The sequence below is a fragment of the Nonomuraea sp. NPDC050202 genome (assembly GCF_040656115.1).
Taxonomy (GTDB): Bacteria; Actinomycetota; Actinomycetes; order Streptosporangiales; family Streptosporangiaceae; genus Nonomuraea.
Window position 1 is genome coordinate 506,094 of the sequence record NZ_JBFALF010000002.1, and the last position, 22,651, is coordinate 528,744.

Consider the following 22,651-nt stretch of genomic DNA (forward strand, 5'->3'; position numbering starts at 1 on the left):
ATGGGGGAGTGTCGGCGGTCCTCCCCGCGAGGTAGGTTCGATCGAGTGAGCGCATTCAACGACATTCGTGACTATGTGGCCATTCCCCGGGTCCTTTCTCTACGGCTTTCGCCTGATGGCTCCAGGTTGATCTCGACCGTTCAGTCCCTCAATCCCGACGGCAAGTCGTTCGGCACCGCGCTCTGGGCCGTCCCGCTGGACGGCGAGCCGTACCGGCTGACGCGCTCGGCCAAGGGCGAGTCCGCCGCGGTCTTCACCGACGCGGGCGACGTGCTGTTCACCTCCGCCCGCCCCGACCCGACCGTCAAGGACCCCGGCGAGGAGGTGCCCGCGCTGTGGCTGCTGCCCCGGGCGGGCGGCGAGGCCCGCCAGGTGGCCACCAGGCCTGGCGGCATCGGCGGCGTGCGCACGGCCGGCGACGTGGTGGTGTTCGTCTCCGACGTGCTCGACGGCGAGGAGTCGGCCGACGAGGAGAAGCGCAAGGCCCGCAAGGAGGCCGGCATCAGCGCGATCCTGCACGAGGGCTACCCCGTCCGCTACTGGGACCACGACCTCGGCCCGGGCCGGCCCCGGCTGTTCGCGGCCAGGCTCGGCGCCGACCGCCTGGAGGACGTGCGCGACCTGACCCCCGACGCCGGCGACGCGCTGCGCGAGGGCGGGTTCGAATTGACCCCCGACGGCACCACCGTGATCAGCACCTGGCGCGTGTACCTGCCGAAGGGCGAGTCGCGCACCGAGCTCGTCGCCATCGACGTGGCCACCGGCGAGCGGCGCGTGCTGCTGTCCGACGAGGCCTACGACTTCACCGGGCCGCTGGCGATCTCCCCCGACGGCACCAAGCTGGCCTGCTCGCGCGACAGGCTCACCGGGCTGGACGTCTCGGCCCACAGCGAGCTGTGGATCGCCGACCTCGCCACCGGCCAGGGCCGCGCCTACGCGCCGGACCTGTGGCCCTCGGACGTCGACTGGGCGCCGGACTCCTCGGCCGTCTACATCGCGGCCGACCATCAGGGCCGCCGCCCGGTCTTCCGCGTCCCGCTGGACGGCGAGCCGGCCAGGCTCACCCAGGACGACGCCTCCTACCTCGGCCTCAACCCGTCGCCCGACGGCCGCTGGATCTACGCCCTGCGCAGCGCCGTCAACCTCGCCCCCGCCCCGGCCAGGATCGACGCCGCCACCGGCGAGATCGCCGACCTGCTCTCGCCCGCGCCCCGGCCCGAGGTGACCGGCACGCTCACCGAGGTCACCGCCACCGCCGACGACGGCACCACGATCCGCGGCTGGCTGGCCCTGCCGGAAGGCGCCTCCGCCGCCAGCCCCGCGCCGTTCGTGCTGTTCATCCACGGCGGCCCGCTCGGCTCCTGGAACGACTGGCAGTGGCGCTGGCAGTCGTGGATCCTGGCCCAGCACGGGTACGCCGTGCTCATGCCCGACCCCTGCATGTCCACCGGCTACGGCCAGGAGATGATCGACCGCGGCTGGGGCGACTGGGGCCCGCGCACCCAGGCCGACCTCGACGCGATCGTGGACGCCACCCTGGCCAGGGACGACATCGACAGCGAGCGCGTCGCCGCGATGGGCGGCTCGTTCGGCGGCTACATGGCCAACTGGCTCGCCGGCCACACCGACCGCTACAAGGCCATCGTCACCCACGCCTCGCTGTGGAACCTCGACCAGTTCGCCGGCACCACCGACGCCGCGATGTACTGGCAGCGCGAGTTCGGCCTGCCCGGCGGCGAGCGCTACTCGCTGCTCTCGCCGCACAACGCCCTCGACCGGATCACCACCCCGATGCTCGTCATCCACGGCGACAAGGACTACCGGGTGCCGATCGGCGAGGCGCTGCGGCTGTGGTGGGACCTGCGGCGTACCGAGGTGGACGCGAAGTTCCTGTACTTCCCCGACGAGAACCACTGGATACTCAAGCCCGGCAACATCGTCGCCTGGTACGAGACCGTCCTGGCCTTTCTCGGCCAGCACGTGCTCGGCCAGGAGTGGAAGCGCCCGGACTCGGTGGCGTGATGACGGACTTCCTGAGGCTCGCCGAGGACATCGCCCGCGAGGCCGGCGACATGCTGCTGGCCAAGCGGCCCACGATGTCCGGCGAGATCGAGACCAAGTCCAGCCCCACCGACGTGGTCACCGCGCTGGACAAGGAGTCGGAGGAGCTCATCCGCGAGCGCATCCTGGCCGCCAGGCCCGGCGACCGCATCCTCGGCGAGGAGGGCGGCGAGGATCCCGGCGAGTCCGACGTGCGCTGGATCGTGGACCCCGTCGACGGCACCGTCAACTTCCTGTACGGCCTGCCGGACTGGGCGGTGTCGATCGCCGTCGAGGTACGCGGCGAGGTCGTGGCAGGCGTCGTCAACGTGCCGTCGCGCGGCGAGGTCTTCACCGCGGCGCGCGGCGAGGGCGCCTGGCTGGGCGGTTCGCGGCTGCGCTGCAACACGGGGGTGCCGCTGGCCCAGGCGCTGGTGGCGACCGGCTTCGGCTACTCCAAGGCCCGGCGCGCGGTGCAGGGCGAGGTGGTCGCCCAGGTGCTGCCCCGCGTCCGTGACATCCGGCGGGGCGGATCGTGCGCCGTCGACCTGTGCTCGCTGGCGGCGGGACGGGTGGACGCCTACTACGAGCGCGGCATCAACCCGTGGGACTACGCCGCGGCGGGCCTGGTGGCGACCGAGTCCGGCGCCAGGTTCGGCGGGCTGAACGGGCGGCCGGCCAGCCCTGACTACGCGTTGTGCGCGGCTCAGGGGCTGTTCGAGGAGCTGCATGACCTGCTGGCGCCGCTGAACCCGGCACGCGACTCCTGATCCGGGGGCGAAACGGCCGGAGCGCCGGCTCCGGCCGTTTCGCACGGGCTAGCGGGGCAACGGGATGCCGTGATCGTCGGCCAGGCGGCGCAGGTCCTCGATCTCGGCGGTGAGGGTGTCGGCGAGGTAGTCGTCGCCGGCGCTACGGGCCTCCCGAAGGCCCTTGTAAGCCTGGTCGAGGCGGTGTTCGATCGTGGTCGTGAACTCGCCCATCTCACCTACTCTCTGGGGGTTCGACTCGTGCAGGGGGCGAAGTCTCCCGTTGCCGGATGAAGACCGGGCAAGGGGTGTCCCGCAGGCATACCCCGGCCTGTCGCCCTCCGAAACATGAATTTCGCGCCGCTCTGCCTCACGCCGGGGTCACCGAGCCCTGAACATGCCTTACCGTGCGCTTATCGAGCCTGTGGGCAGAATGAGTGCCCAGAATCGGAGAGAGGTGTACCGGCGTGCGCGTGCTGGTTGTAGAGGATGAGCGGGTGCTCGCTGACGCGATCGCGACGGGGCTGCGGCGCGAGGCCATGGCGGTGGACGTCGCCTACGACGGTGGCGGCGCCCTGGAGCGGACCTCCTACATCGACTACGACGTGATCGTGCTGGACCGCGACCTGCCGGTGGTGCACGGCGACGAGGTGTGCAGGCGGCTGGTCGAGCAGCGTACGGCCTCGCGGATCCTCATGCTGACCGCCTCCGGCGACGTGGACGACAAGGTGGAGGGGCTCGGTCTGGGGGCCGACGACTACCTGGCCAAGCCGTTCGTGTTCATCGAGCTGGTCGCCAGGGTGCGCGCGCTCGGCCGCCGCTCCGCGCCCGCCCTGCCGCCCGTGCTGGAGCGGGCCGGGATCAAGCTCGACCCCGGCAAGCGGCTGGTGGAGCGCGACGGCAGGGAGGTCGTGCTGACCAAGAAGGAGTTCGCGGTGCTCGAGGAGCTGATGCGGGCCGAAGGCGCCGTGGTCAGCCAGGAGGACCTGCTGGACAAGGCGTGGGACGAGAACATCGATCCCTTCACGAACGTGGTCCGCGTGACCATGATGACGCTGCGGAAGAAGCTGGGTGAGCCTCAGGTGATCGAGACTGTGCCCGGGGTTGGGTACAAGTTGTGAGTGAACGGCCAGAGCGTGAGGCGGGGCCGACGCATCCGATGATCAGCCCGCACTCCGCGAGGAAGGCGACGCGCGTGCAGGAGGCCCCGCCGCCCAGCGGGCCGCCCGCCTGGGACGGCCCGCCCCCGCCGGCGCAGACGATGGCTCCGCGCTCCACCATGGATCGTGTGAAGGAGCTTCCGGGCAAGGTCAGCATCCGGTGGCGGCTGACGCTCACCTACAGCGCGCTGGTCTTCGCTGCGGCGGCCGCGCTGCTGTTGTCGATGTACGCCATCGTCGGCGCATCCATCGTGACCGAATGGCCGGAGCTGAACACGCGCGGCATCAACGCCATCGACGCGGCGATCGCGCAGAACCAGTGGCTGCAGGCCAAGGAAGCGACCGTCCAGAACGCTCGCGACCAACTCCTGCAGAGCGCGGCCATGGCGCTGGTCGGCGTGGGCATTCTGGCGCTCATCATCGGCTATTTCGTGGCCGATCGGGCAATGCGACCAGTGGCCAGGATGACCGCCACGGCCAAGAAGCTGTCGGAGAGCACCCTCGCCCACCAGCGCATCGCCCTGGAAGGCCCCAACGACGAGCTGAAGGAGCTGGCCGACACCTTCGACGCCATGCTCACCCGCCTCAACGTCGCCTTCGACACCCAGCGCAGGTTCGTGGCCAACGCCTCCCACGAGCTGCGCACCCCCCTCACCATCAACAGGACGGTCCTGGAGATCGCCCTGTCGGACCCGGAGGCGTCGCAGGACCTCAAGGCGCTCGGCCGTACCCTGCTCGAGGTCAACGCGCGCAACGAGAAGCTCATCGAAGGGCTGCTGCTGCTCGCCAGGAGCGAACGCGAACTCGCCGTGCGCAAACCCCTCGACGTCATGGAAGTCGCCCAGACAGCCGTGGAACAGCTCGCGCCCTTCGCCGAGGAGCACGGCGTAACCGTCTCCACCGAACTGGTCAGCGCGCCTACCACAGGCGATCCCGTGCTGCTGGAACGCTCTGTCAGCAACCTGGTGGAGAACGCCGTCAAGTACAACATTCCCGAAAACGGAAAAGTCTGGATCCGAACGGGAATGGCGGACGGTGCCTTGGTTGTTCAGGTGGCCAACACAGGACAGCATGTGCCGGCGTACGAGGTGAACAGCCTGTTCGAGCCGTTCAGGAGGCTCCACGCGGACCGCGTGGAATCGGCCAAGGGATCGGGTCTGGGGCTGTCCATCGTCCGTGCGGTGGTGCAGGCGCACGGCGGGAATGTGGCCGCCGTGCCGCGCGATGGTGGAGGGCTGGTCGTGACCATTCGGCTTCCGAGGCGATGAACGGCTGTGCCGCCGTGGCGCGTTCGTGCGCGTGTTGAGTCACGGGGGGCGTCTCATCCACGCCGCACATGTGGTTGGATGTGCCGTCGAACACGGTGGTGCATGACGCCAAGGCTGTGGGTTTCGCCATATTTGGCTAACCATTGCCGTCGGCAGCAGGCCCTGACGTGTTGGGAGGTTCGTTGTCCGTTTCCGCGGGGTACCGATGGGAAATCTCCCCGACGGAACGGGCACAAGATGGGCTTCCCGGACGTTAGAAGACGCGCGATGAGCGCGAACACATATGTGATGAGGGGGATGGAGTAAGCACAATGGCTACCGACTACGACAGCCCGCGCAAGACAGACGACGACCTGGGGGAGGACAGCCTCCAGGAGCTGCAGGCGCGGCGCACCGACAAGTCGTCTGGCAGCATCGACATCGACGAGACCGACCTGGCCGAGTCTCTTGAGCTGCCCGGTGCGGACCTGTCGAACGAAGAGCTCTCCCTGCGGGTGATCCCCCGTCAGGCCGACGAGTTCACCTGCTCGCGCTGCTTCCTGGTGCATCACCGCAGCCAGCTGGCCTCCGAGAAGAACGGCCAGCAGGTCTGCCGGGAGTGCGCCGCCTAATTCCTGGAGCGAAGGAGCTCGGGGCGGGCAGGAACCGCACACCCTGGGCGATCGCGACCAAGAGACACGGAGGCACCGCGTGGCCGTACCAGAGAAAGACCAGCAACCAGGCAGTGAGATCGCCGACCCCGATCGTGAGGTCGGCGAGCTCGTTGGCAGGCTCACCGCTCCCGGTGAACTCGAGCCGGCCGAGCGGCGCAGGCTGCTCGGCCGACTAGCCCGGGCGCTGTCCGCCGGAGCCAAAAGGGCACGAGAGACCGGCGCGGGCCGGGGCCGCTGGCTGGCCGACGTCTTCCTCAACATCGCGCCGCGCATCCCGATCAGGGATCTGCACACCCTTGCCGAGCATCATCATGGCCTGACCGGCGAAGAGCTCGCCGACGACCTGGTGCGCACCGCGCAGAAGGCCACGATGACGGTCGGCGCCATCGGCGGAGCACTGGCAGCGGCCGAGTTCGCCGCGCCACCCCTCCTGCTCTCCGCCCCCGCCCAGCTCGTCGCCGAGACCATCGTCGTCGCCGCCATCGAGGTCAAGCTGCTGGCCGAGCTGCACGAGGTCTACGGCGTACACGTCCAGGGGTCCGGAACCCAGCGTGCCATCGCGTTCACCGCCGCCTGGGCCAAACAGCGCGGCATCGACCCCCTCGCGCCCGCGTCCGTCTCCCTGGCCCTGGGAGCCGCCACCAAGACCGCTCTGCGTAACCGTCTCATGCGGACGCTGGGGCGGCATCTGACCACCTTCGGGCCGTTCCTGACCGGCGCCGTCGCCGGGGGCGCGCTCAATCGCATGGCCACCAAGAAACTGGGCGAGGCCATCCGCAACGATCTGCGGGTCAAGCGTCCCTCGCTGCCCCAGGACCCCGGCCGCGACGAGCTCAGCCCTTAGGCGTCCGAGCGCAGGCCGTCGAAGGTGATGGTGAGCAGCGTGTCCGCCAGGTCGTCCGCCGAGGCGCCGCGCGACGGCTGGTACCACTCCGTGATCGAGTTGATCGTGCCGAACAGCAGGCGCGTCACCAGGGCCGGGTCCACGTCGGCGCGGATGCCGCCTTCCGCCGCCGCCTCCTTGACCAGGTGGCTGACGAAGCGGTCGAACTCCCGCCGCCGCTCCAGCGCCGCCTGCTCCGTCACGCTGTTCCCGCGCACCCGCAACAGCAACGTCACGTACGGCAGCCGGCCGACGAGGATACGCACGCTCTGCCGCACGACCCACTCCAGCCGGTCGATCGCGGGCCCCGAGGCGGCGCGCGGGTCGGTCACCATCTCGAACAGCCCGTCCAGCGCCCGGTCCAGCGCGCGGGCGAGGAGCTGCTCCTTGCCCGGCACGTGGTGGTAGATGGCCGACTTGGTGACCCCGAGCGCCCTGGCGAGGTCCTCCATGCTGGTCCCGTCGTAGCCGCGCTCGTTGAACACGCTGACGGCGATGGACAGCACCGACTCGGGGTCGTGGCCGCGCCTGCCCGGACGAGCGGGGTTCCGGGTGACCACGGTGTCAGCCGCCCCGCCTGTCGATGACGCGCCTGAGCTTGCCGACCGACCGCTCCAGCGTCTCCGGGTCCACGACGTCGATCTCGACGCTGACGCCCACGGTGTCCTTGACCGCCTTGCGCAGCGCCTCGCCCGCCTCCACCCGGCCCGAGAAGCCCGGGCGCGCCTCGACCTTGACCGTCATCACGTCGAGCCGCTCCGGGCGGGTCAGGTGGAGCTGGAAGTGCGGCGACAGGCCCTCGACGCCCAGCACCAGCTCCTCGATCTGGGTCGGGAACACGTTCACGCCCCGCAGGATGATCATGTCGTCGGTACGCCCGGTCACCTTCTCCATGCGCCGGAAGGCCGGCCTCGCGGTGCCGGGCAGCAGCCGGGTCAGGTCGCGGGTGCGGTAGCGGATGACCGGCATGGCCTCCTTGGTGAGGCTGGTGAAGACCAGCTCACCCTCGGGGGCGGGCTCGCCGGTGAACGGATCGACGGTCTCCGGGTAGAAGTGGTCCTCCCAGATGTGCAGCCCGTCCTTGGTCTCGACGCACTCGTTGGCCACGCCGGGGCCCATCACCTCCGACAGCCCGTAGATGTCCACGGCGTGCAGGTCGAAGCGGTCCTCGATCTCCGCGCGCATCTTCTCGGTCCACGGCTCGGCGCCGAAGATGCCGACGCGCAGCGACGACTCGCGCGGGTCGAGGCCCTGGGCGGCGAACTCGTCCAGCAGGGCCAGCATGTACGACGGCGTCACCATGATCACGTCGGGCCGGAGGTCGTGGATGAGCCGCACCTGCCGGGGCGTCATCCCGCCGGAGACGGGCACCACCGTGCAGCCCAGCCGCTCGGCCCCGTAGTGCGCGCCCAGGCCGCCGGTGAACAGGCCGTAGCCGTAGGCGACGTGCACGATGTCGCCGGGCCGCCCGCCGGAGGCGCGGATCGAGCGGGCCACGACCTCCGCCCAGACGTCGATGTCGTTCCTGGTGTAGCCGACCACGGTGGGCTGCCCGGTGGTGCCGCTGGAGGCGTGGACGCGCACGACCTGCTCGCGCGGCACCGCGAACATGCCGAACGGGTAGGACTCGCGCAGGTCCTGCTTGGTGGTGAAGGGGAACTTCGCCAGGTCGCCGAGCTCCTTACAGTCGCTCGGGTGCACGCCCGCCCGGTCGAACTTGTCCCGGTAGAGCGGGACGTTCTCGTAGGCGCGGCGCAGGGTTCGGCGCAGGCGTTCGAGCTGGAGCGCCATGAGCTCGTCGCGGGAGACGCGCTCGATCGGGTCGAGCTCGTGCGCGGCGGGGGGATCGCCAAGTCTCACGTCAACTCCCGGCTCCGGCCGCGGAACTCCGCGACCACCTGACCGTCGGGACGCCGCACGGTGACGTCGTAGATGCCGCTGCGCCCGTAGCGGGTGCGCTCGGCCGCCTCGGCCTCCAGCACGTCCCCCGCCCGCGCCGGGGAGACGAACGCGATCTCCGCGCCCGCCGCCACCGTGACGGGGCCGTCCGTGTTGCACGCGCACGCGAACGCCGTGTCGGCCAGCAGGAACACGTACCCGCCGTGACACAGGTCGTGGCCGTTGATCTTCTGGCGGGTCACGGTCATGCGGCACACCGCCCGGCCCTCGCCCAGCTCAGCCAGCTCGATGCCCAGGGCGGCGGAGGCGGTGTCGGCGGCCATCATGCGGCGCGCGCTCTCCAACGCAGATCTCCCTTGTCAACTGACCGAATGTTCGGTAAACAAATCACCGTCCTGACTTCCCTGTCAAGAGGGCGAGCCGCCGGTTCGAGCAGCACCGCGGGGTATGCCTGTGACGGAGCCGCCCGCGGGCCGGCTCCGGCGTCTGAGCGGGAGGAGAAGCGATGGCCAGACCGTTCGCCTCGTCGGCGGATCTCGGCGAGAAGGAACAGACACTGGAGGTGCTCGCGGAGGGCGTGTACGCGCTCACCGCCGAGGGCGACCCGAACGTGGGCGCGATCGAGGGCGAGGACTTCCTCGTCTGCTTCGAGGCACTGGCCACCCCGGTGGCCGCCCGCGAGTGGCTGGCCAGGCTGCGCGAGCACACCGCCAAGCCGATCCGGTACCTGGTGCTGTCGCACTACCACGCGGTGCGCGTGCTGGGCGCGTCGGCGTTCGGCGCGGACGTGATCGTGACGCACGAGAAGACCCGCGAGCTGATCGCCGAGCGCGGCGAGCAGGACTGGGCCAGCGAGTACGCCAGGATGCCCCGCCTGTTCAAGGACCCCGGCTCGATCCCCGGCCTGACCTGGCCGACGGCCACGTTCGGCGACCGCTTCACGATCGACCTCGGCGGCGGGCGCGGCGACCTGGTGCTGCAGTACTGCGGGCGCGGCCACACCGAGGGCGACCTGGTGGCGTGGTTGCCGAAGCACCGGATCCTGTTCGCCGGCGACCTCGTCGAGTCGCAGGCCGCCCTCTACACCGGCGACGCCTTCCACCGCGACTGGTCCTCGGGCACCCTCGACCGGGTCGCCTCGTTCGGCGCCGAGACCCTGGTCGGCGGCAGGGGTGCGGTCGCCAGGGGCAAGGCGGGCGTCGAGTCGGCCATCGGGCAGACGCGCGACTTCCTGGCCGTGATGCTGCGCGAGGTGGGCGGGGCCGGGTCGCTGAAGGAGGCGTTCGAGCGCGCGCACCGCGCCCTGGAGCCCCGCTACGGCCGCTGGCCGATCTTCGAGCACTGCCTGCCGTTCAACGTCTCCAGGCTCTGGGACGAGCTGCACGGCGTCGAGCGCCCGCGCGTCTGGACCGCCGAGCGCGACCGTCAGGTGTGGGACGAGCTCCAGTCATGAGCGAGCCGCAGGTCATCGTGGTCGGGGCCGGGCCGGTCGGGCAGAGCGCCGCGCTGCTGCTGGCCCGGTGGGGTGTGCAGGTGCTGGTGCTGGACCAGCGGCCGGGGCGGGGGCGCGGCGGGTCGAAGTCCATCTGCCAGCAGCGCGACGTGCTCGACGTCTGGGCCGCCGCGGGGGCGGGCAAGGTGGCCGAGGAGGGGCTGGCCTGGACCACGGCCCGCACCTACTACCGCGACCGCGAGCTGTTCTCCTGGACGTTCGAGCGCGAGGGGCCGCTGCCGCCGTGCGTGAACATCTCGCAGACCCGCACCGAGCAGATCCTCGACGAGGCCATCGCCGGGCAGCCGCTCATCGAGGTGCGCTGGGGCCACGAGGTCACGGGGCTGAGCCAGGACGCCTCGGGGGTGACGGTGCACTGCGGTCAGCGGCTGCTGCGCGCGCCGTACGTGCTGGTCTGCGCAGGGGCCAGGGCGCAGGGGATCCGGGCGTCGCTGGGGGTGTCGTTCTCCGGGGAGACGTTCGAGGACCAGTTCCTGATCTGCGACATCAAGGCGGACCTGCCCGGCTGGGAGAGCGAGCGGCGCTTCTACTTCGACCCCGTCTGGAACCCGGGCCGCCAGGTGCTCATCCATCCCTGCCCCGGGGGCACGTACCGGATCGACTGGCAGATCGCGCCGGACTTCATCCCAACGGATGTCGAAATATCGCGGAAAATCCGGCAAATCATTGGGGATCGGCCGTACGAGCTGCTGTGGCACAGCACGTACCGCTTCCACTCGCGCATCGCCTCCCGCATGCGGGTCGGGCGGGTCCTCCTGGCGGGTGACTGCGCCCATCTGGTGGCCCCGTTCGGGGCGCGAGGGCTGAACTCGGGCGTGCCGGACGCCGAGAACGCGGCCTGGAAGCTGGCCTTCGCGCTCAACGGCTGGGCGGGGCCCGAGCTGCTGGAGTCCTACCATGCCGAGCGGCACGCCGCCGCGCTGGAGAACCTGGAGATCACCGCCGCCACCATGCGCTTCCTCGCCCCCAGGACCGTCGAGGAGCGGATGCGCAGGCGCGCGGCGCTGGAGGGCGGGCGGATCGAGGAGGTGGACTCGGGGCGGTTCGCCGAGCCGTTCTGGTACGTGGACTCGCCGCTGACCACGCCGGAGCCGGCCCGGCCCTTCCTGGGCCGGCCGCCGAAGGGGGCGCTGTGCACCCCCGCGCCCGGCGTGATCCTGCCCGATCTGCCGCTGCCGGGGGGCAGGCTGCGCGAGTACACCCGGGATGGATTCCTCCTCCTGCTGGGCGATATGTGCGATTCGAGTTTGTTTGTGCAGGTCCTGGGCAAGGTGATACCGGCGCCGCTCGCCGTACGCGGGCTCGCGGAGATGGATGGGACTGGCTCGCTCGCTGAGAGGCTCGGCGCCGGGCCGGATGAGGCATGGCTCATCAGGCCCGATTCCCACATCGCCGCGATCATCCCCCATGCGGGGCCGGAGTCGGTGGTGGCCGCCGTTAGCCGTGCGCTTGGCGGCTTTCCTGACACATGACCCCATAGGAGGACTGCGTTGAGTGGCCGTAGCTCGTTTCTGATCGTCGCGAACCGGTTGCCGGTCGATCGCACGATCGAGCCTGACGGAACGGCTTCGTGGCGCAGGAGTCCTGGCGGCCTCGTCACCGCGATCGCGCCGGTGATGCAGCGCCGTCACGGAGCCTGGGCCGGCTGGCACGGGGCGCCCGACGAGAAGCTCGAGCCGTTCGAACAGGACGGGATGAGCCTCATCCCGATCCCGCTGTCCGCCCGTGAGGTCGAGCTCTACTACGAGGGCTTCTCCAACGCCACCCTGTGGCCGCTCTACCACGACGTGGTCGCGACGCCGGTGTTCGACAGGGAGATGTGGGAGACCTACCGCAGCGTCAACCAGCGCTTCGCCGAGGCCGCCGCCGAGGCGGCCGAGGAGGGCGCGGTCGTGTGGGTGCAGGACTACCAGCTCCAGCTCGTGCCCGCGATGCTCCGCAAGCTCCGCCCCGACCTGCGGATCGGGTTCTTCCTGCACATCCCGTTCCCGCCGACGGAGCTGTTCTGGCGGCTGCCGTGGCGCAAGGAGCTGGTCGAAGGGCTGCTCGGGGCCGACCTGGTGGGCTTCCAGCTCCCGGGCGGGGCCTCGAACTTCCGCAGGCTGTGCCGGCGGCTGCTCGGGCTGCCGTACAAGGGGAACGAGATCTTCCTCGACGACCGCGTCGTGACCACGCAGGCGTTCCCGATCTCCGTGGACTTCGCGCAGCTCGACTCGCTCGTCCGCGAGCCGCGCATCGTGGACCGGGCCAAGGAGATCAGGGTCGAGCTGGGCGACCCCGAGCACGTGCTGCTGGGCGTGGACCGGCTCGACTACACCAAGGGCATCGGGCAGCGCCTGGAAGGGTTCGGCGAGCTGCTCAAGGACGGGCGGCTGCAGCCGGGCGAGGCCGTGTTCGTGCAGATCGCCACGCCGAGCAGGGAGCGGGTGGACGAGTACAGGAAGCTGCGCGACGACATCGAGCTGCAGGTCGGCCGGATCAACGGCGAGCACGCGCAGCTCGGCTACCAGCCGGTGTGGTACTTCCACCAGTCGTACGGCCACGACGAGCTGGCCGCGCTCTACCTGGCCGCCGACGTCATGGTCGTCACGCCCCTGCGCGACGGGATGAACCTGGTGGCCAAGGAGTACATCTCCTGCCACCACGACCTGCACGGGGCCCTCGTGCTCAGCGAGTTCGCCGGGGCCGCCGACGAGCTGCGGCAGGCGTACCTGGTCAACCCGTACGACGTGGAGGACGTCAAGCGGCAGATGCTGGCGGCCATGCGGGCCACGCCGCACGAGCTGGCCCGGCGGATGCGCACGATGCGCCGCCGGGTCGCCACCTACGACGTGGACCGCTGGGCGAGCGAGTTCCTCACTGCCCTGGAGTCACCTGCTTCAGTGACTTCCACGCGTCGTAGCGCTTCTTGGCGGTCCGGTTGACCACGATCTGCGCCACCGACATACCGACCCCCATGACGACGGCGTAACCGATCGCCTCGCCCATGCTGACCTCGGGCGAGTCGGTGTCGATGGGCGGCTCCTTGCCGGTCGCCTTCTTCCAGGCGAACCCGAGGATCTTCCTGGCCGCCCATGCCGTCACCAACCCCACCAGGCCGCCGACGACTCGCCAGGCGATATCGGGCTTGTCCTCCGTCATGTCGATCTCCCTTCCCCTTTGTAACGAACACTAGTCTCTAACGCCTGCCGGGCCTGCGAAGCCGTACCATAAGGAGGCATGACTCAACAGCGACTACGCCGTCCATCCATGCCCCAAAAGCCGACCCTTGACGGCTTGGAGCAGGTATGGGTAGCTCGCTGGGAGGAAGAGGGCACCTACCGCTTCGACCGGTCGGCGCCGCGCGAGCGGGTCTACTCCATCGACACGCCGCCGCCCACCGTGTCCGGCTCCCTGCACGTCGGTCATGCCTTCTCCTACACGCACACCGACATCATGGCCCGCTACCAGCGGATGCTCGGCAAGTCGGTGTTCTACCCGATCGGCTGGGACGACAACGGCCTGCCGACCGAGCGCCGCGTGCAGAACGTCTACGGCGTGCGCTGCGACCCGTCGCTGCCGTACGACCCCGACTTCGTGCCGCCGGACAAGCCGGGCAAGCGGGAGATCTCCATCTCCCGGCGTAACTTCGTGGAGCTGTGCCACAAGCTGACCGCCGTCGACGAGCAGGCGTTCGAGGAGATGTGGCGGCGCATCGGCCTGTCGGTGGACTGGTCGCTGCTCTACACCACGATCAGCGACGAGTCGCGGGCGGTCTCGCAGCGGGCGTTCCTGCGCAACCTGCTGCGCGGCGAGGCCTACCTCGCCGAGGCGCCGACCCTGTGGGACGTCAGCTTCCGCACCGCCGTGGCCCAGGCCGAGCTGGAGGACCGGGAGTGGCCCGGCGCCTTCCACAAGATCTCCTTCTACGGCGAGAAGGGCCCGGTCTGGATCGAGACGACCCGGCCCGAGCTGATTCCCGCCTGCGTGGCGCTGGTCGCGCACCCCGACGACGAGCGCTACAAGGAGCTGTTCGGCACCTCGGTGCTGACGCCGCTGTTCGGGGCCGAGGTGCCGGTGCTGGCCCACCGCCTGGCCGAGCCGGACAAGGGCACCGGCATCGCGATGATCTGCACCTTCGGCGACATCACCGACGTCACCTGGTGGCGGGAGCTGCACCTGCCGACCCGGCCGGTCATCGGCTGGGACGGGCGGCTGCTGCCCGAGCCGCCCGAGGGCGTGGAGGCGGAGCCGTACAAGGAGCTGGCCGGCAAGACCGTGCACAGCGCCCGCGAGCGCATCGTGGAGCTGCTGCGCGAGTCCGGCGACCTGGAGGGCGAGCCCCGGCCCGTGCAGCGCACGGTGAAGTTCTACGAGAGGGGCGACAAGCCCCTCGAGATCGTCACCACCCGCCAGTGGTACATCCGCAACGGCGGGCGCGACGAAGAGCTGCGGGAGCGGCTGCTGGCGCGCGGGCGGGAGCTCACCTGGCACCCGCCGCACATGCGGGTGCGCTACGACAACTGGGTCGAGGGGCTCACCGGCGACTGGCTGATCTCGCGGCAGCGCTTCTTCGGCGTGCCGTTCCCGGTGTGGTACCCGATCGACGAGACCGGGCAGCCCGTCCACGACGCGCCGATCCTGCCCACCGAGGACATGCTGCCGGTCGACCCGTCCTCCGACGTGCCGCCCGGTTACACCGAGGAGCAGCGCGGCGTGCCCGGCGGGTTCATGGCCGACCCCGACGTCATGGACACCTGGGCCACCTCGTCGCTGACCCCGCAGATCGCCGGCCGGTGGGGCAGCGACGACGAGCTGTTCCGGCGCGTCTTCCCCGCCGACCTGCGGGCGCAGAGCCACGAGATCATCCGTACCTGGCTGTTCTCGACCGTGGTCAGGTCGCACTGCGAGTTCGGCACGCTGCCGTGGAGCGACGCGGCGATCTCGGGGTGGATCCTCGACCCCGACCGCAAGAAGATGTCCAAGTCCAAGGGCAACGTCGTCACCCCGATCGACCTGCTGGAGCAGCACGGCTCCGACGCGGTGCGCTACTGGGCGGCCAACGGCCGCTACGGCGTCGACACCGCCTTCGACCCCGGGCAGCTCAAGGTCGGGCGGCGGCTGGCCATCAAGATCCTGAACGCCTCGAAGTTCGTGCTGGGGCTGGCCGCCGAGGAGTCCGCCGCCGAGGTGACCGAGCCGCTCGACCTGGCCATGCTGGCGGCGCTGTCCGACGCCGTGCGCGAGGCCACGGAGGCGTTCGAGGCGTTCGACCACACGCGGGCCATCGAGGCCGTGGAGCGGTTCTTCTGGGCGTTCTGCGATGACTACGTGGAGCTGGTCAAGGCCAGGGCGTACGAGTCCGGCGCCGCCTCGGCCTCGGCGCACGCGGCGCTGCGGCAGGCGCTGGACGTGCTGCTGCGGCTGTTCGCGCCGTTCCTGCCGTTCGTGACCGAGGAGGTGTGGTCGTGGTGGCGCGACGGCTCCGTGCACCGCGCCTCCTGGCCCGCCGCCGAGCGCGGCGCGGGTGACCCGGCCGTGCTGGCCGTGGCCTCGGAGGTGCTCGGGCAGGTGCGCAAGGCCAAGTCCGAGGCCAAGCAGTCGATGCGGGCCGAGGTGTCGCGGCTGACCGTGTGGGCGCCGGACGTGGAGCTGGTGCGGCAGGCGCAGGACGACCTGTGCGCGGCGGGCAACGTCGAGGAGTTCGTGCTCGAGTACGGTGACACGCTCAAGGTCGAGGTCCACCTCGGCTGACCCGTCGTGATGCCGGGCGCACGCGCGCCCGGCATCACGCGTCTCTGGACACGTCTCTGTGGAGGGCGACGAACAGCGAGTACGCCTCCCCGCCCGGCGGCGGCTGCCGTCGCGCGAAGTCGTCGAACACCTCCTGCAGCCGTTCGAGCAGCTCGGCATGGTCCTGCGGCGTGAGCCTGAGCCCGAGCCTGGTGAAGCTGCCCTCCTCGACGTCCACCAGCCTGATCTCTTCCAGGAAGGCGTCGAGCATGGCGGCCCTCCCGCCGGCCACGCCGCTCTCGCGGACGTCCATCTCCCACGACTTGCCGGTGGCCCGGTAGGGGATCTCGGTCGAGCCGCGCGGGCCGGGCCTGCTCGGCTCGGCCACCAGGAACCCGGTGTGCACCAGCTTGCGGACGTGGTGCAGGGTCGTGGCGGGGTTCGCGCCGAGCCGGTCGGCGATCTCCTTGTTCGTCAGCGCCTGGTCCAGGCAGAGGCGCAGGATGCGCAGCCGGATGGCGGAGGCCAGCGCGCGGGCCTCGGCCTCGGTCGCGGGGCGGCGTCTGGTGCCCATGGCAGGTCACCCTACAACCGGTTGAAATTCGCCAATCGGTTATGAGAGGTTCGGCTGGTGAGCCTCTTACGCGAGCACGACTTCCGGGGGCTGTTCCTGGCGGACACCGCCAGCCAGGTCGGCACCCAGCTCCTGTTCCTGGCCCTGCCCCTGGTGGCGGTGACCGCGCTGCACGTCTCGCCGTTCGAGCTGGGGCTGCTGACCGCGTGCGAGACGCTGGCGTTCGTGGTGATCGGGCTGCCCGCGGGCGCGATCGTGGACCGGCGGCGCAAGCGCATGGTGATGGTGGTCAGCGACTGGGCGCGGGCGCTGGCGCTGGCCTCCGTGCCGCTCGCCTGGTGGCTGGACGTGCTGACGATCTACCAGCTCTACGCCGTGGCGCTGGTGCTCGGCGTGTTCACCGTGTTCTTCGACGCCGCGTACCAGAGCTACCTGCCGCACCTCATCGGGCGCGAGCGGCTGGTCGAGGGCAACTCCACGCTGGAGATCGTGCGAACGGTGGCGCAGCTCGGCGGGCCGAGCGTGGGCGGCTACCTGATCCAGTTCCTCACCGCGCCGTTCGCGCTGGTCATCACCGTGGCCGGATTCGCCTGGTCGGCGCTGTGCCTGGGCACCATCCGCAAGCGGGAGACGCGCCAGGAGCGGCCCCGCGCGCATCTGGGCAAGGAGATCGGCGAGGGCGTCAGGTTCGTGTTCGGGCACCCGCTGCTGCGCCGCATCGCCGGCTGCACGGGCACCGCGAACCTGTTCTCCGCGATCGCCCACCCCATGCTGCTGCTGTTGCTAGCCGGGGAGCTGGACGTGGGCGCGGGCACGATCGGGCTGCTCATGGCCGCGGGCGGGCTCGGCGGCATCGTGGGCGCGGTGCTCAACGCGCGGCTGGCCCGGTGGCTGGGGCAGGGGCCGACGATGTGGCTGGCCATCGCGATCCCCGCGCCGCTGACGTTCCTGCTGCCGTGGGTGCAGGCCGACTGGCGGCTCGGGCTGGTCGTCGGGTACGAGTTCTTCGCGGGGGCGGGCGTGGTCGTCTACAACGTCACCCAGCTCAGCTTCCGCCAGGCCGCCACGCCTGAGGAGCTGCTCGGCCGGATGAACGCCACCATGCGCTTCCTCGTGTGGGGGACGATGCCGCTGGGCGGGGTGCTCGGCGGCGTGCTGGGCGAGGTCATCGGCGTCAGGAACACGCTGGTGGTCGCCGGCGTCGGGGCCTGCCTGGCGTTCCTGTGGGTGTTCAGCTCGCCCATGCGGACGATGCGCGAGCTGCCTGTGCTGGAGGACCGTCAGTAGCCGCCCGGCGGGTGGCGGCGCGTCAGCCGTGGCCCGGCGGACGACGGCTTTCAGTAGTCGCAGACACCCGTCGGGAAGATGCGCTTCAGCCTGGCCTGCTCCTCGGAGGTCGGGCGCCACGAGCCGTACAGGCCCCTGGCGACGGCCCGCTCGACCGGCTGCAGGCGGCACTTGTGGACGCCGCCCTCGATCGGGCCGCCCGCCACCGTGCGCGAGGTCCCGTAGAGCGGGAAGCGCTGGGTGCACGGGCCGGGGGCGCGGCGGTCGAGGATGCCGTCCCAGACGTGCGGGCCGGCGGCGAGCTCGGTGCCGTCCGTGGCGAAGCAGCGGTCCACGGCCTGGGGCGGCCTGTTCCCGGCGACGCCGCGCGCCGGATATTTCCGGATATTGGCCATCCAGGCGTCGATCACCCGCAGCGCCTCCGGCGTCTGGTCGGACCTCGGCCCGTCAGGACGGGCGTCGGTGAACCAGATGACCTGGTTCCCGGCCCGGCCGTCGTGGTCCAGCATGCGCTTCCTGGAGGCGAACGACTGGTGCGCGTTGTGCATGTCGAGCTGCTCCTCCAGGTAGTGCCGCCAGTCGATGACCGGCAGGTCGACGTCGCCGCCGAACACCAGGCCGCTGCTCCGCACGTTCCTGATCGCCTCCGGGTCGCCGGTGCGCCTCGGGGCGGGATCGCCGCTCAGGTTCGCGTTGCGGGCGCTCCAGGGGTCGAAGTCGGCCGGGCAGGCGGACGGCACGAACGGGCAGCCCTCCCGCACCATGTCGGCCGCCTCCTTCCACGAGCCCGCCTCGGCGTTCAGGTCGAGGAACTCCTCCGGGGTGATCACGCCGCCGGTCAGCGCCTCCAGCCCGTACTGGACGCCCACGTTGTCCCACGTCGAACGGGCGTAGCCGTGCTCGTCCACCCCGTACACCTTGCGCAGGTCGTCCCAGTGCGTCCACTGGACGGTGTCCTTGACGCCCGGCGGGTCCATGCGCTGCCACTCGGGGTCGTCGTTGTTCGTCCACAGCGGGTTCATGGTCAGCGGGGTCAGGCCGCGCCAGCCGCTGACGCACTCGTCGGAGCCCGGCCTGCCGGTGGTCGGGTTGACGACCGTGTCGCTGGCGTTCATGCCGATCAGGGCCGTGCGCTCGTCCCACCGCGCCCAGCGGGGATGGGCGTCCATGTAGCGTTCGAGCAGCTCGCAGTCGCCCACGTGGATGGTCTGGGTGACCATGTCCGGGTACGAGTACTGCGGGATCGCGGCGTCGATCACCCGGTCGCCGTGGTTCTGGGCGTAGATGTACTGCTGGATGGCGCCGCCGGAGCCGCCGACGCCGACCGTGTAGAGCGGCAGGCCGTGCTGCTCGACGAAGCGCTCCTTGACCATCAGGGCCGTCTCGCCGCCCAGGATCAGGTTGTAGTGGGTCGAGGTGCGGGTGCCCGACGAGTGCAGGATCGCGTAGCCCTGGCCCAGGCCGTACGGGTCGAGGGCGCTGCCGCCGAGGGTGCCCTGGTCGTGGCCGATGCCCACGCCGCCGTCGAACCGGTACATCGCCCTGCCGTTCCAGCCGTCCTCCAGCATGGCGATCGAGTAGAGGAAGCGGTTGATCACGCCGCGTTCCCGCCGGACCACGAAGTCGACCGTACGGCCGTCCAGCAGCGTGGTCGTGGCCAGCTCGGCGGGGCGGCCCTGCGCGGGCATCGGTCTGTAGGCGCCGTCCGTGGAGCGGTAGAGGCGGTCGGTGACCGTGGGGGCGAAGCAGTCCCTGCTCCAGCCGCCGGCGACGCGCATGCCCTGGCCGTCCTGGTTGTCCGCGACGGGCGGGCCCAGGCCGCTGCGTTCGGTCTTGCACAGGAACGGGTACTGGTGCGCGCCGGAGAAGACCGGGCCCTGGACGGGGTGGTTACGCACCTTCAGCGTGCGCCTGCGCGGCCCGGCGGTGGCGGTGAGCGTGTTGTCGCCGGCCGCCAGACCGCTCACCAGGCCCGTGAGGCCGTCCCCGGTCCGCCTGAAGGCCGCCGTGACGTCCTCGCCGTTGCGGAGCACCCTGAGCCGGGCGCCGCCTGTGTCCCGGACTCTGACCAGGGCGTCGCCGCCGGTCACCTGGTCGGGGCGGCTGGAGAGCACCTCCAGCGCCAGGGCGGCGCGGGAGGCGTACGCGGGGGCGGGGGCGGCGACGAGGGACGCCAGCACGGTGAGGACCACCACAGCCTTCATGGCCATGACGGTGACACGCGCCCCCGCCCTTGCACAGGCCCGATCTCCGGGGCGTGAACACCACCGGGCCACGCTGTTCCTTCGCGCGGCGCGGCTCGCCTCCCTCGCACGCACGCGCCGCCTCACTCGCATGCGCGCGCCTGGCCTGCCTCGCCTCTTCACCTGCGCGCATCAGCTCCTTCACCTGGCCTTCTTCCGTGTGCGCCTCGCCCGGGCGAAGCGACGCCGATGAGCCGGGTGCGGAGGTGCTGCTCCATTACGCTCATAGCTGCCGGCCCTTTATCCGCGCGCATCCCGCGCCCGGACGTGCCAGTCTTGAACACGTGCTGACCGACCGCCCCACCAAGCTCGTACCGCCCGTGCTGGCCAGGATGGCCGCATGGAGTGGGTGCCTGATCCTCGTCGGCGTGGTCGTCTACTTCATCGTCCAGGCGATCGCCCGCCTGGCGTTCGTGGCTCTGCCCGTGGCGATCGCGCTCCTGCTGACAGCGCTGCTCTTCCCCCTGACGAACGCCCTGCGCAACGCCGGCATGCGGCCCATCTACGCCACCTGGAGCACCATGCTGGTGGCCCTGGCCGTGCTCGTCGGCACCGGCTGGCTGGTGGGCGCGCGGGCCGGCGAGGAGTTCCCCAACCTGGTCGAGCAGGTGCAGGAGACGGCCAGGTCCGTGCAGGCCTGGCTGATCGAGGGCCCGCTGCACCTGGAGCAGACGCAGATCACCGGCTACGTCGACGAGATCGCGGCCATGCTCAACGCGCAGCGCACGGCCATCACCGGCACGGTGCTGTCGGCCGGCGCGGTGGCCGTCGAGGTGCTCGCGTCCATCGTGCTGCTGCTGTTCGTGACGTTCTTCCTGCTCAAGGACGGCGACCGGATCTGGACGTGGTTCCTGAGGGCGTTCGGCGGGGTGGCGCCGCGCGTCGACCGGGCGGGGCGGGCCGCGTGGGCCACGCTCTCCCACTACGTCCAGGGCACGGTGGCGGTGGCCGCCGTGCACGGCCTGATCATGGGGATCGTGCTGGCCGGGATGGGGGTGCCGCTGTGGGCACCGCTGGCCGTGCTGATCTTCTTCGCCAGCTTCATCCCGATCGTCGGCATCTTCTTCGCCGGGACGATCGCGACCCTGGTCACCCTGGGGGCCAAGGGGCTCGTGTACGCCTTGATCTTTCTCGGCATCCTCATCGTGGAGCAGCAGCTGGAGAACCACGTGCTGCAGCCGCTGATCGTGGGGCGGGCGCTGCACTTCCACCCGCTGGCCATCATCCTCGTGCTGTCCATCGGGGGCATCCTGGCGGGCATCGCGGGGGCCGCCGTGGCCGTGCCGGTGGCGGCGGTGATCTACCGGGCGCTGCCCGAGCTGCGACATCAGCCACCGGAGTTGCCGCCGGGCCACGAGGACGCCTCGTCCGGCGGGTCACCACCGCCATCACCACCGCCCGGCCCGGGCGACGGGGACGGCGGGTTCCGGGGCGGCGAGGGCGGTCCCGGCGATCGCGGCGAGGGGCCCGACGCTCCCGCGACCCGGCGGCCCGGCACTCCTGCGACACGGCCCGGCGCTCCCGCGACACGGTCTGACGCTTCCGCGACCCGATCGGAAGGCCCGATCGTGTCGGTGGCCGCTGGGGACAAGCGGGGGGAGGACACGGAGTAACCTCGTCACCCGTGACGCGTTCCTCCCTCACCACCCCGCCGCCCGGCGCCTCGAAGCCCGCCGCGCATCCCGATGCGCCGCCGGCGTGCAGCACGCTGGGCTCCCACTACAGCCAGTGCTTCGGCTGCGGCACCGGACACCCGACCGGACTGCACCTCAACGCCAGGACCCCCGACGGCGCCACCGTGGAGGCGGAGTTCACGGTGGGGGAGGCCCACCAGGGAGCGCCGCGGCTGGCGCACGGCGGCGTCCTGGCCGCCGCCATGGACGAAGTCATCGGAATGTCCGTCTACCTGTTCCACAAGCCCTATGTGACGGGACGGCTGGAGACCGACTACCTGCTCCCCGTTCCCGTGGGCACGACACTCCACCTGCGCGCCTGGTGCAACGGCATCGACGGCAGAAAGGCGTACCTTGAGGCAGAGGGGCGCATCGGCGCTCCAGAAGGGCCGGTCGCCGTCCGCGCGGCAGCGCTGTTCATCGAGGTGAACATGGAACACTTCGCCAAGCACGGTGATCTGGCCGCCATCGCCGCCGAACATCAGGACTACGAGGTGAACCCTTGAGCGGAGCAGAGGTCCTCATCCAGCGGCTCGACCCCGAGCTGCCGATCCCGTCGTACGCCCATCCGGGAGACGCGGGAGCCGACCTCTACGCGGCCGAGGACGTGGAGCTGATGCCCGGCGAGCGGGCCGTCGTCGGCACCGGGCTGGCGATCGCCCTGCCCGACGGGTATGCCGCGTTCGTGCATCCGCGTTCCGGCCTGGCGGCCAGGCACGGCGTCACGCTGGTCAACGCGCCGGGTACGGTGGACGCCGGTTACCGGGGCGAGATCAAGGTCACGGTGATCAACACCGACCTCAAGGAGCCGTTCAGGCTGCGGCGGGGTGACCGGGTGGCGCAGCTGGTGATCCAGCGGGTGGAACGGGTGGCGTTCGTGGAGGCCGGGCGGTTGCCGGAGTCCGTGCGCGGCGCCGGCGGCTTCGGATCGACGGGGCGCTGATCGTGGCGTGGGAAGGGGTCCCTGCGGGGCCCGACGAACTACGGGCCCGGCAGC

21 protein-coding genes are annotated in these 22,651 nt (G+C 70.9%); 14 read left to right on the top strand and 7 right to left on the bottom strand.

Translation table 11 applies throughout. The features are described from left to right. Positions 1-2,022, top strand: a complete 2,022-nt coding sequence (locus tag AB0I79_RS07595) for a S9 family peptidase (RefSeq protein ID WP_357868371.1) — start codon at positions 1-3, stop codon at positions 2,020-2,022. Further along, positions 2,022-2,810, top strand: a complete 789-nt coding sequence (locus tag AB0I79_RS07600) for an inositol monophosphatase family protein (RefSeq protein WP_357868373.1) — start codon at positions 2,022-2,024, stop codon at positions 2,808-2,810. Before AB0I79_RS07595 ends, AB0I79_RS07600 begins: the two co-directional genes overlap by 1 nt. Before the next feature lie 48 nt (positions 2,811-2,858). Here AB0I79_RS07600 and AB0I79_RS07605 read toward each other — a convergent pair whose 3' ends face one another. Beyond that, entirely contained in the window at positions 2,859-3,023 is a 165-nt protein-coding gene (locus AB0I79_RS07605) for a hypothetical protein (RefSeq protein ID WP_181449058.1), read from the bottom strand. 233 nt (positions 3,024-3,256) lie between these two features. On the opposite strand from AB0I79_RS07605, the gene AB0I79_RS07610 reads away from it, so the two are divergent. The 4 genes from AB0I79_RS07610 (at position 3,257) to AB0I79_RS07625 (ending at position 6,714) form a co-directional block, all read left to right on the top strand. Then, complete coding sequence (locus tag AB0I79_RS07610) at positions 3,257-3,910, top strand: response regulator transcription factor (protein WP_080036256.1); 654 nt, start codon at positions 3,257-3,259, stop codon at positions 3,908-3,910. A gap of 158 nt (positions 3,911-4,068) precedes the next feature. Then, positions 4,069-5,217 carry a HAMP domain-containing sensor histidine kinase gene (locus AB0I79_RS07615; RefSeq protein WP_357869654.1) on the top strand — a complete coding sequence of 383 codons (1,149 nt, stop codon included), beginning with the start codon at positions 4,069-4,071 and terminating at the stop codon, positions 5,215-5,217. 311 nt (positions 5,218-5,528) lie between these two features. Continuing rightward, entirely contained in the window at positions 5,529-5,828 is a 300-nt protein-coding gene (locus AB0I79_RS07620; protein WP_020542847.1) for a DUF4193 domain-containing protein, read from the top strand. Positions 5,829-5,907: 79 nt separating this feature from the next. Continuing rightward, positions 5,908-6,714 (top strand): hypothetical protein, encoded by an 807-nt coding sequence (locus AB0I79_RS07625; RefSeq protein ID WP_357868376.1) that lies wholly within the window; start codon positions 5,908-5,910, stop codon positions 6,712-6,714. On the opposite strand, the gene AB0I79_RS07630 is transcribed toward AB0I79_RS07625, so the two are convergent. From AB0I79_RS07630 to paaI, 3 genes are read right to left on the bottom strand one after another with little or no spacing between them, the layout of a single operon-like run. Beyond that, positions 6,711-7,313, bottom strand: a complete 603-nt coding sequence (locus tag AB0I79_RS07630) for a TetR/AcrR family transcriptional regulator (RefSeq protein ID WP_357868379.1) — start codon at positions 7,311-7,313, stop codon at positions 6,711-6,713. The two genes, AB0I79_RS07625 and AB0I79_RS07630, sit on opposite strands and share 4 nt — an antisense overlap. Before the next feature lie 4 nt (positions 7,314-7,317). After that, complete coding sequence (gene paaK, locus AB0I79_RS07635) at positions 7,318-8,613, bottom strand: phenylacetate--CoA ligase PaaK (protein ID WP_357868382.1); 1,296 nt, start codon at positions 8,611-8,613, stop codon at positions 7,318-7,320. Beyond that, positions 8,610-8,978: a hydroxyphenylacetyl-CoA thioesterase PaaI gene (paaI, locus tag AB0I79_RS07640; protein WP_357869657.1), complete on the bottom strand. Its 369-nt coding sequence runs from the start codon at positions 8,976-8,978 to the stop codon at positions 8,610-8,612. The genes paaK and paaI overlap by 4 nt, the downstream gene beginning before the upstream one ends. Before the next feature lie 179 nt (positions 8,979-9,157). Here paaI and AB0I79_RS07645 point away from each other — a divergent pair, with 179 nt between their 5' ends. Genes AB0I79_RS07645 through AB0I79_RS07655 form a run of 3 tightly spaced genes read left to right on the top strand, consistent with a single transcriptional unit; the run spans position 9,158 to position 13,089 of the window. Further along, entirely contained in the window at positions 9,158-10,105 is a 948-nt protein-coding gene (locus AB0I79_RS07645) for an MBL fold metallo-hydrolase (protein ID WP_357868384.1), read from the top strand. Continuing rightward, positions 10,102-11,637 (top strand): FAD-dependent monooxygenase, encoded by a 1,536-nt coding sequence (locus AB0I79_RS07650; RefSeq protein WP_357868386.1) that lies wholly within the window; start codon positions 10,102-10,104, stop codon positions 11,635-11,637. Before AB0I79_RS07645 ends, AB0I79_RS07650 begins: the two co-directional genes overlap by 4 nt. 18 nt (positions 11,638-11,655) lie before the next feature. Then, on the top strand, positions 11,656-13,089 hold the full coding sequence (locus tag AB0I79_RS07655) for a trehalose-6-phosphate synthase (RefSeq protein ID WP_357868390.1): 1,434 nt from the start codon (positions 11,656-11,658) through the stop codon (positions 13,087-13,089). On the opposite strand, the gene AB0I79_RS07660 is transcribed toward AB0I79_RS07655, so the two are convergent. Further along, positions 13,022-13,306: a DUF4235 domain-containing protein gene (locus tag AB0I79_RS07660; RefSeq protein ID WP_357868393.1), complete on the bottom strand. Its 285-nt coding sequence runs from the start codon at positions 13,304-13,306 to the stop codon at positions 13,022-13,024. The genes AB0I79_RS07655 and AB0I79_RS07660 overlap by 68 nt on opposite strands. 78 nt (positions 13,307-13,384) lie before the next feature. Between AB0I79_RS07660 and valS the strand changes: the two genes are divergently transcribed. Continuing rightward, positions 13,385-15,898 carry a valine--tRNA ligase gene (gene valS, locus AB0I79_RS07665; protein ID WP_357868396.1) on the top strand — a complete coding sequence of 838 codons (2,514 nt, stop codon included), beginning with the start codon at positions 13,385-13,387 and terminating at the stop codon, positions 15,896-15,898. Positions 15,899-15,932: 34 nt separating this feature from the next. Here valS and AB0I79_RS07670 read toward each other — a convergent pair whose 3' ends face one another. Then, positions 15,933-16,451 carry a helix-turn-helix domain-containing protein gene (locus AB0I79_RS07670; RefSeq protein ID WP_357868398.1) on the bottom strand — a complete coding sequence of 173 codons (519 nt, stop codon included), beginning with the start codon at positions 16,449-16,451 and terminating at the stop codon, positions 15,933-15,935. Between the two features lie 57 nt (positions 16,452-16,508). Between AB0I79_RS07670 and AB0I79_RS07675 the strand changes: the two genes are divergently transcribed. Next, positions 16,509-17,738, top strand: coding sequence for an MFS transporter (locus tag AB0I79_RS07675; protein WP_357868401.1), 1,230 nt, complete (start codon positions 16,509-16,511; stop codon positions 17,736-17,738). 50 nt (positions 17,739-17,788) lie between these two features. Here AB0I79_RS07675 and AB0I79_RS07680 read toward each other — a convergent pair whose 3' ends face one another. Continuing rightward, positions 17,789-19,942 carry a DUF6351 family protein gene (locus tag AB0I79_RS07680; protein WP_357868404.1) on the bottom strand — a complete coding sequence of 718 codons (2,154 nt, stop codon included), beginning with the start codon at positions 19,940-19,942 and terminating at the stop codon, positions 17,789-17,791. Positions 19,943-20,265: 323 nt separating this feature from the next. On the opposite strand from AB0I79_RS07680, the gene AB0I79_RS07685 reads away from it, so the two are divergent. Genes AB0I79_RS07685 through dut form a run of 3 tightly spaced genes read left to right on the top strand, consistent with a single transcriptional unit; the run spans position 20,266 to position 22,597 of the window. Continuing rightward, the gene (locus AB0I79_RS07685; RefSeq protein WP_357868406.1) at positions 20,266-21,594 is read left to right on the top strand and encodes an AI-2E family transporter; all 1,329 of its coding nucleotides are present in this window, start codon (positions 20,266-20,268) and stop codon (positions 21,592-21,594) included. An 11-nt stretch (positions 21,595-21,605) separates the two neighbouring features. Beyond that, on the top strand, positions 21,606-22,160 hold the full coding sequence (locus tag AB0I79_RS07690) for a PaaI family thioesterase (RefSeq protein ID WP_357868409.1): 555 nt from the start codon (positions 21,606-21,608) through the stop codon (positions 22,158-22,160). Beyond that, positions 22,157-22,597, top strand: coding sequence for a dUTP diphosphatase (gene dut / locus AB0I79_RS07695; RefSeq protein ID WP_357868412.1), 441 nt, complete (start codon positions 22,157-22,159; stop codon positions 22,595-22,597). Before AB0I79_RS07690 ends, dut begins: the two co-directional genes overlap by 4 nt. The last annotated feature ends 54 nt before the right edge of the window (positions 22,598-22,651 follow it).

Bases quoted from the DNA above. Each gene is read 5' to 3' on its own strand.
- AB0I79_RS07595 (WP_357868371.1), top strand. From the start codon at position 1: ATGGGGGAGTGTCGGCGGTCCTCCCCGCGAGGTAGGTTCGATCGAGTG.
- AB0I79_RS07600 (WP_357868373.1), top strand. From the start codon at position 2,022: ATGACGGACTTCCTGAGGCTCGCCGAGGACATCGCCCGCGAGGCCGGC.
- AB0I79_RS07605 (WP_181449058.1), bottom strand. From the start codon at position 3,023: ATGGGCGAGTTCACGACCACGATCGAACACCGCCTCGACCAGGCTTAC.
- AB0I79_RS07615 (WP_357869654.1), top strand. From the start codon at position 4,069: ATGGATCGTGTGAAGGAGCTTCCGGGCAAGGTCAGCATCCGGTGGCGG.
- AB0I79_RS07620 (WP_020542847.1), top strand. From the start codon at position 5,529: ATGGCTACCGACTACGACAGCCCGCGCAAGACAGACGACGACCTGGGG.
- paaI (WP_357869657.1), bottom strand. From the start codon at position 8,978: ATGATGGCCGCCGACACCGCCTCCGCCGCCCTGGGCATCGAGCTGGCT.
- AB0I79_RS07645 (WP_357868384.1), top strand. From the start codon at position 9,158: ATGGCCAGACCGTTCGCCTCGTCGGCGGATCTCGGCGAGAAGGAACAG.
- AB0I79_RS07650 (WP_357868386.1), top strand. From the start codon at position 10,102: ATGAGCGAGCCGCAGGTCATCGTGGTCGGGGCCGGGCCGGTCGGGCAG.
- AB0I79_RS07660 (WP_357868393.1), bottom strand. From the start codon at position 13,306: ATGACGGAGGACAAGCCCGATATCGCCTGGCGAGTCGTCGGCGGCCTG.
- valS (WP_357868396.1), top strand. From the start codon at position 13,385: ATGACTCAACAGCGACTACGCCGTCCATCCATGCCCCAAAAGCCGACC.
- AB0I79_RS07670 (WP_357868398.1), bottom strand. From the start codon at position 16,451: ATGGGCACCAGACGCCGCCCCGCGACCGAGGCCGAGGCCCGCGCGCTG.
- AB0I79_RS07680 (WP_357868404.1), bottom strand. From the start codon at position 19,942: ATGAAGGCTGTGGTGGTCCTCACCGTGCTGGCGTCCCTCGTCGCCGCC.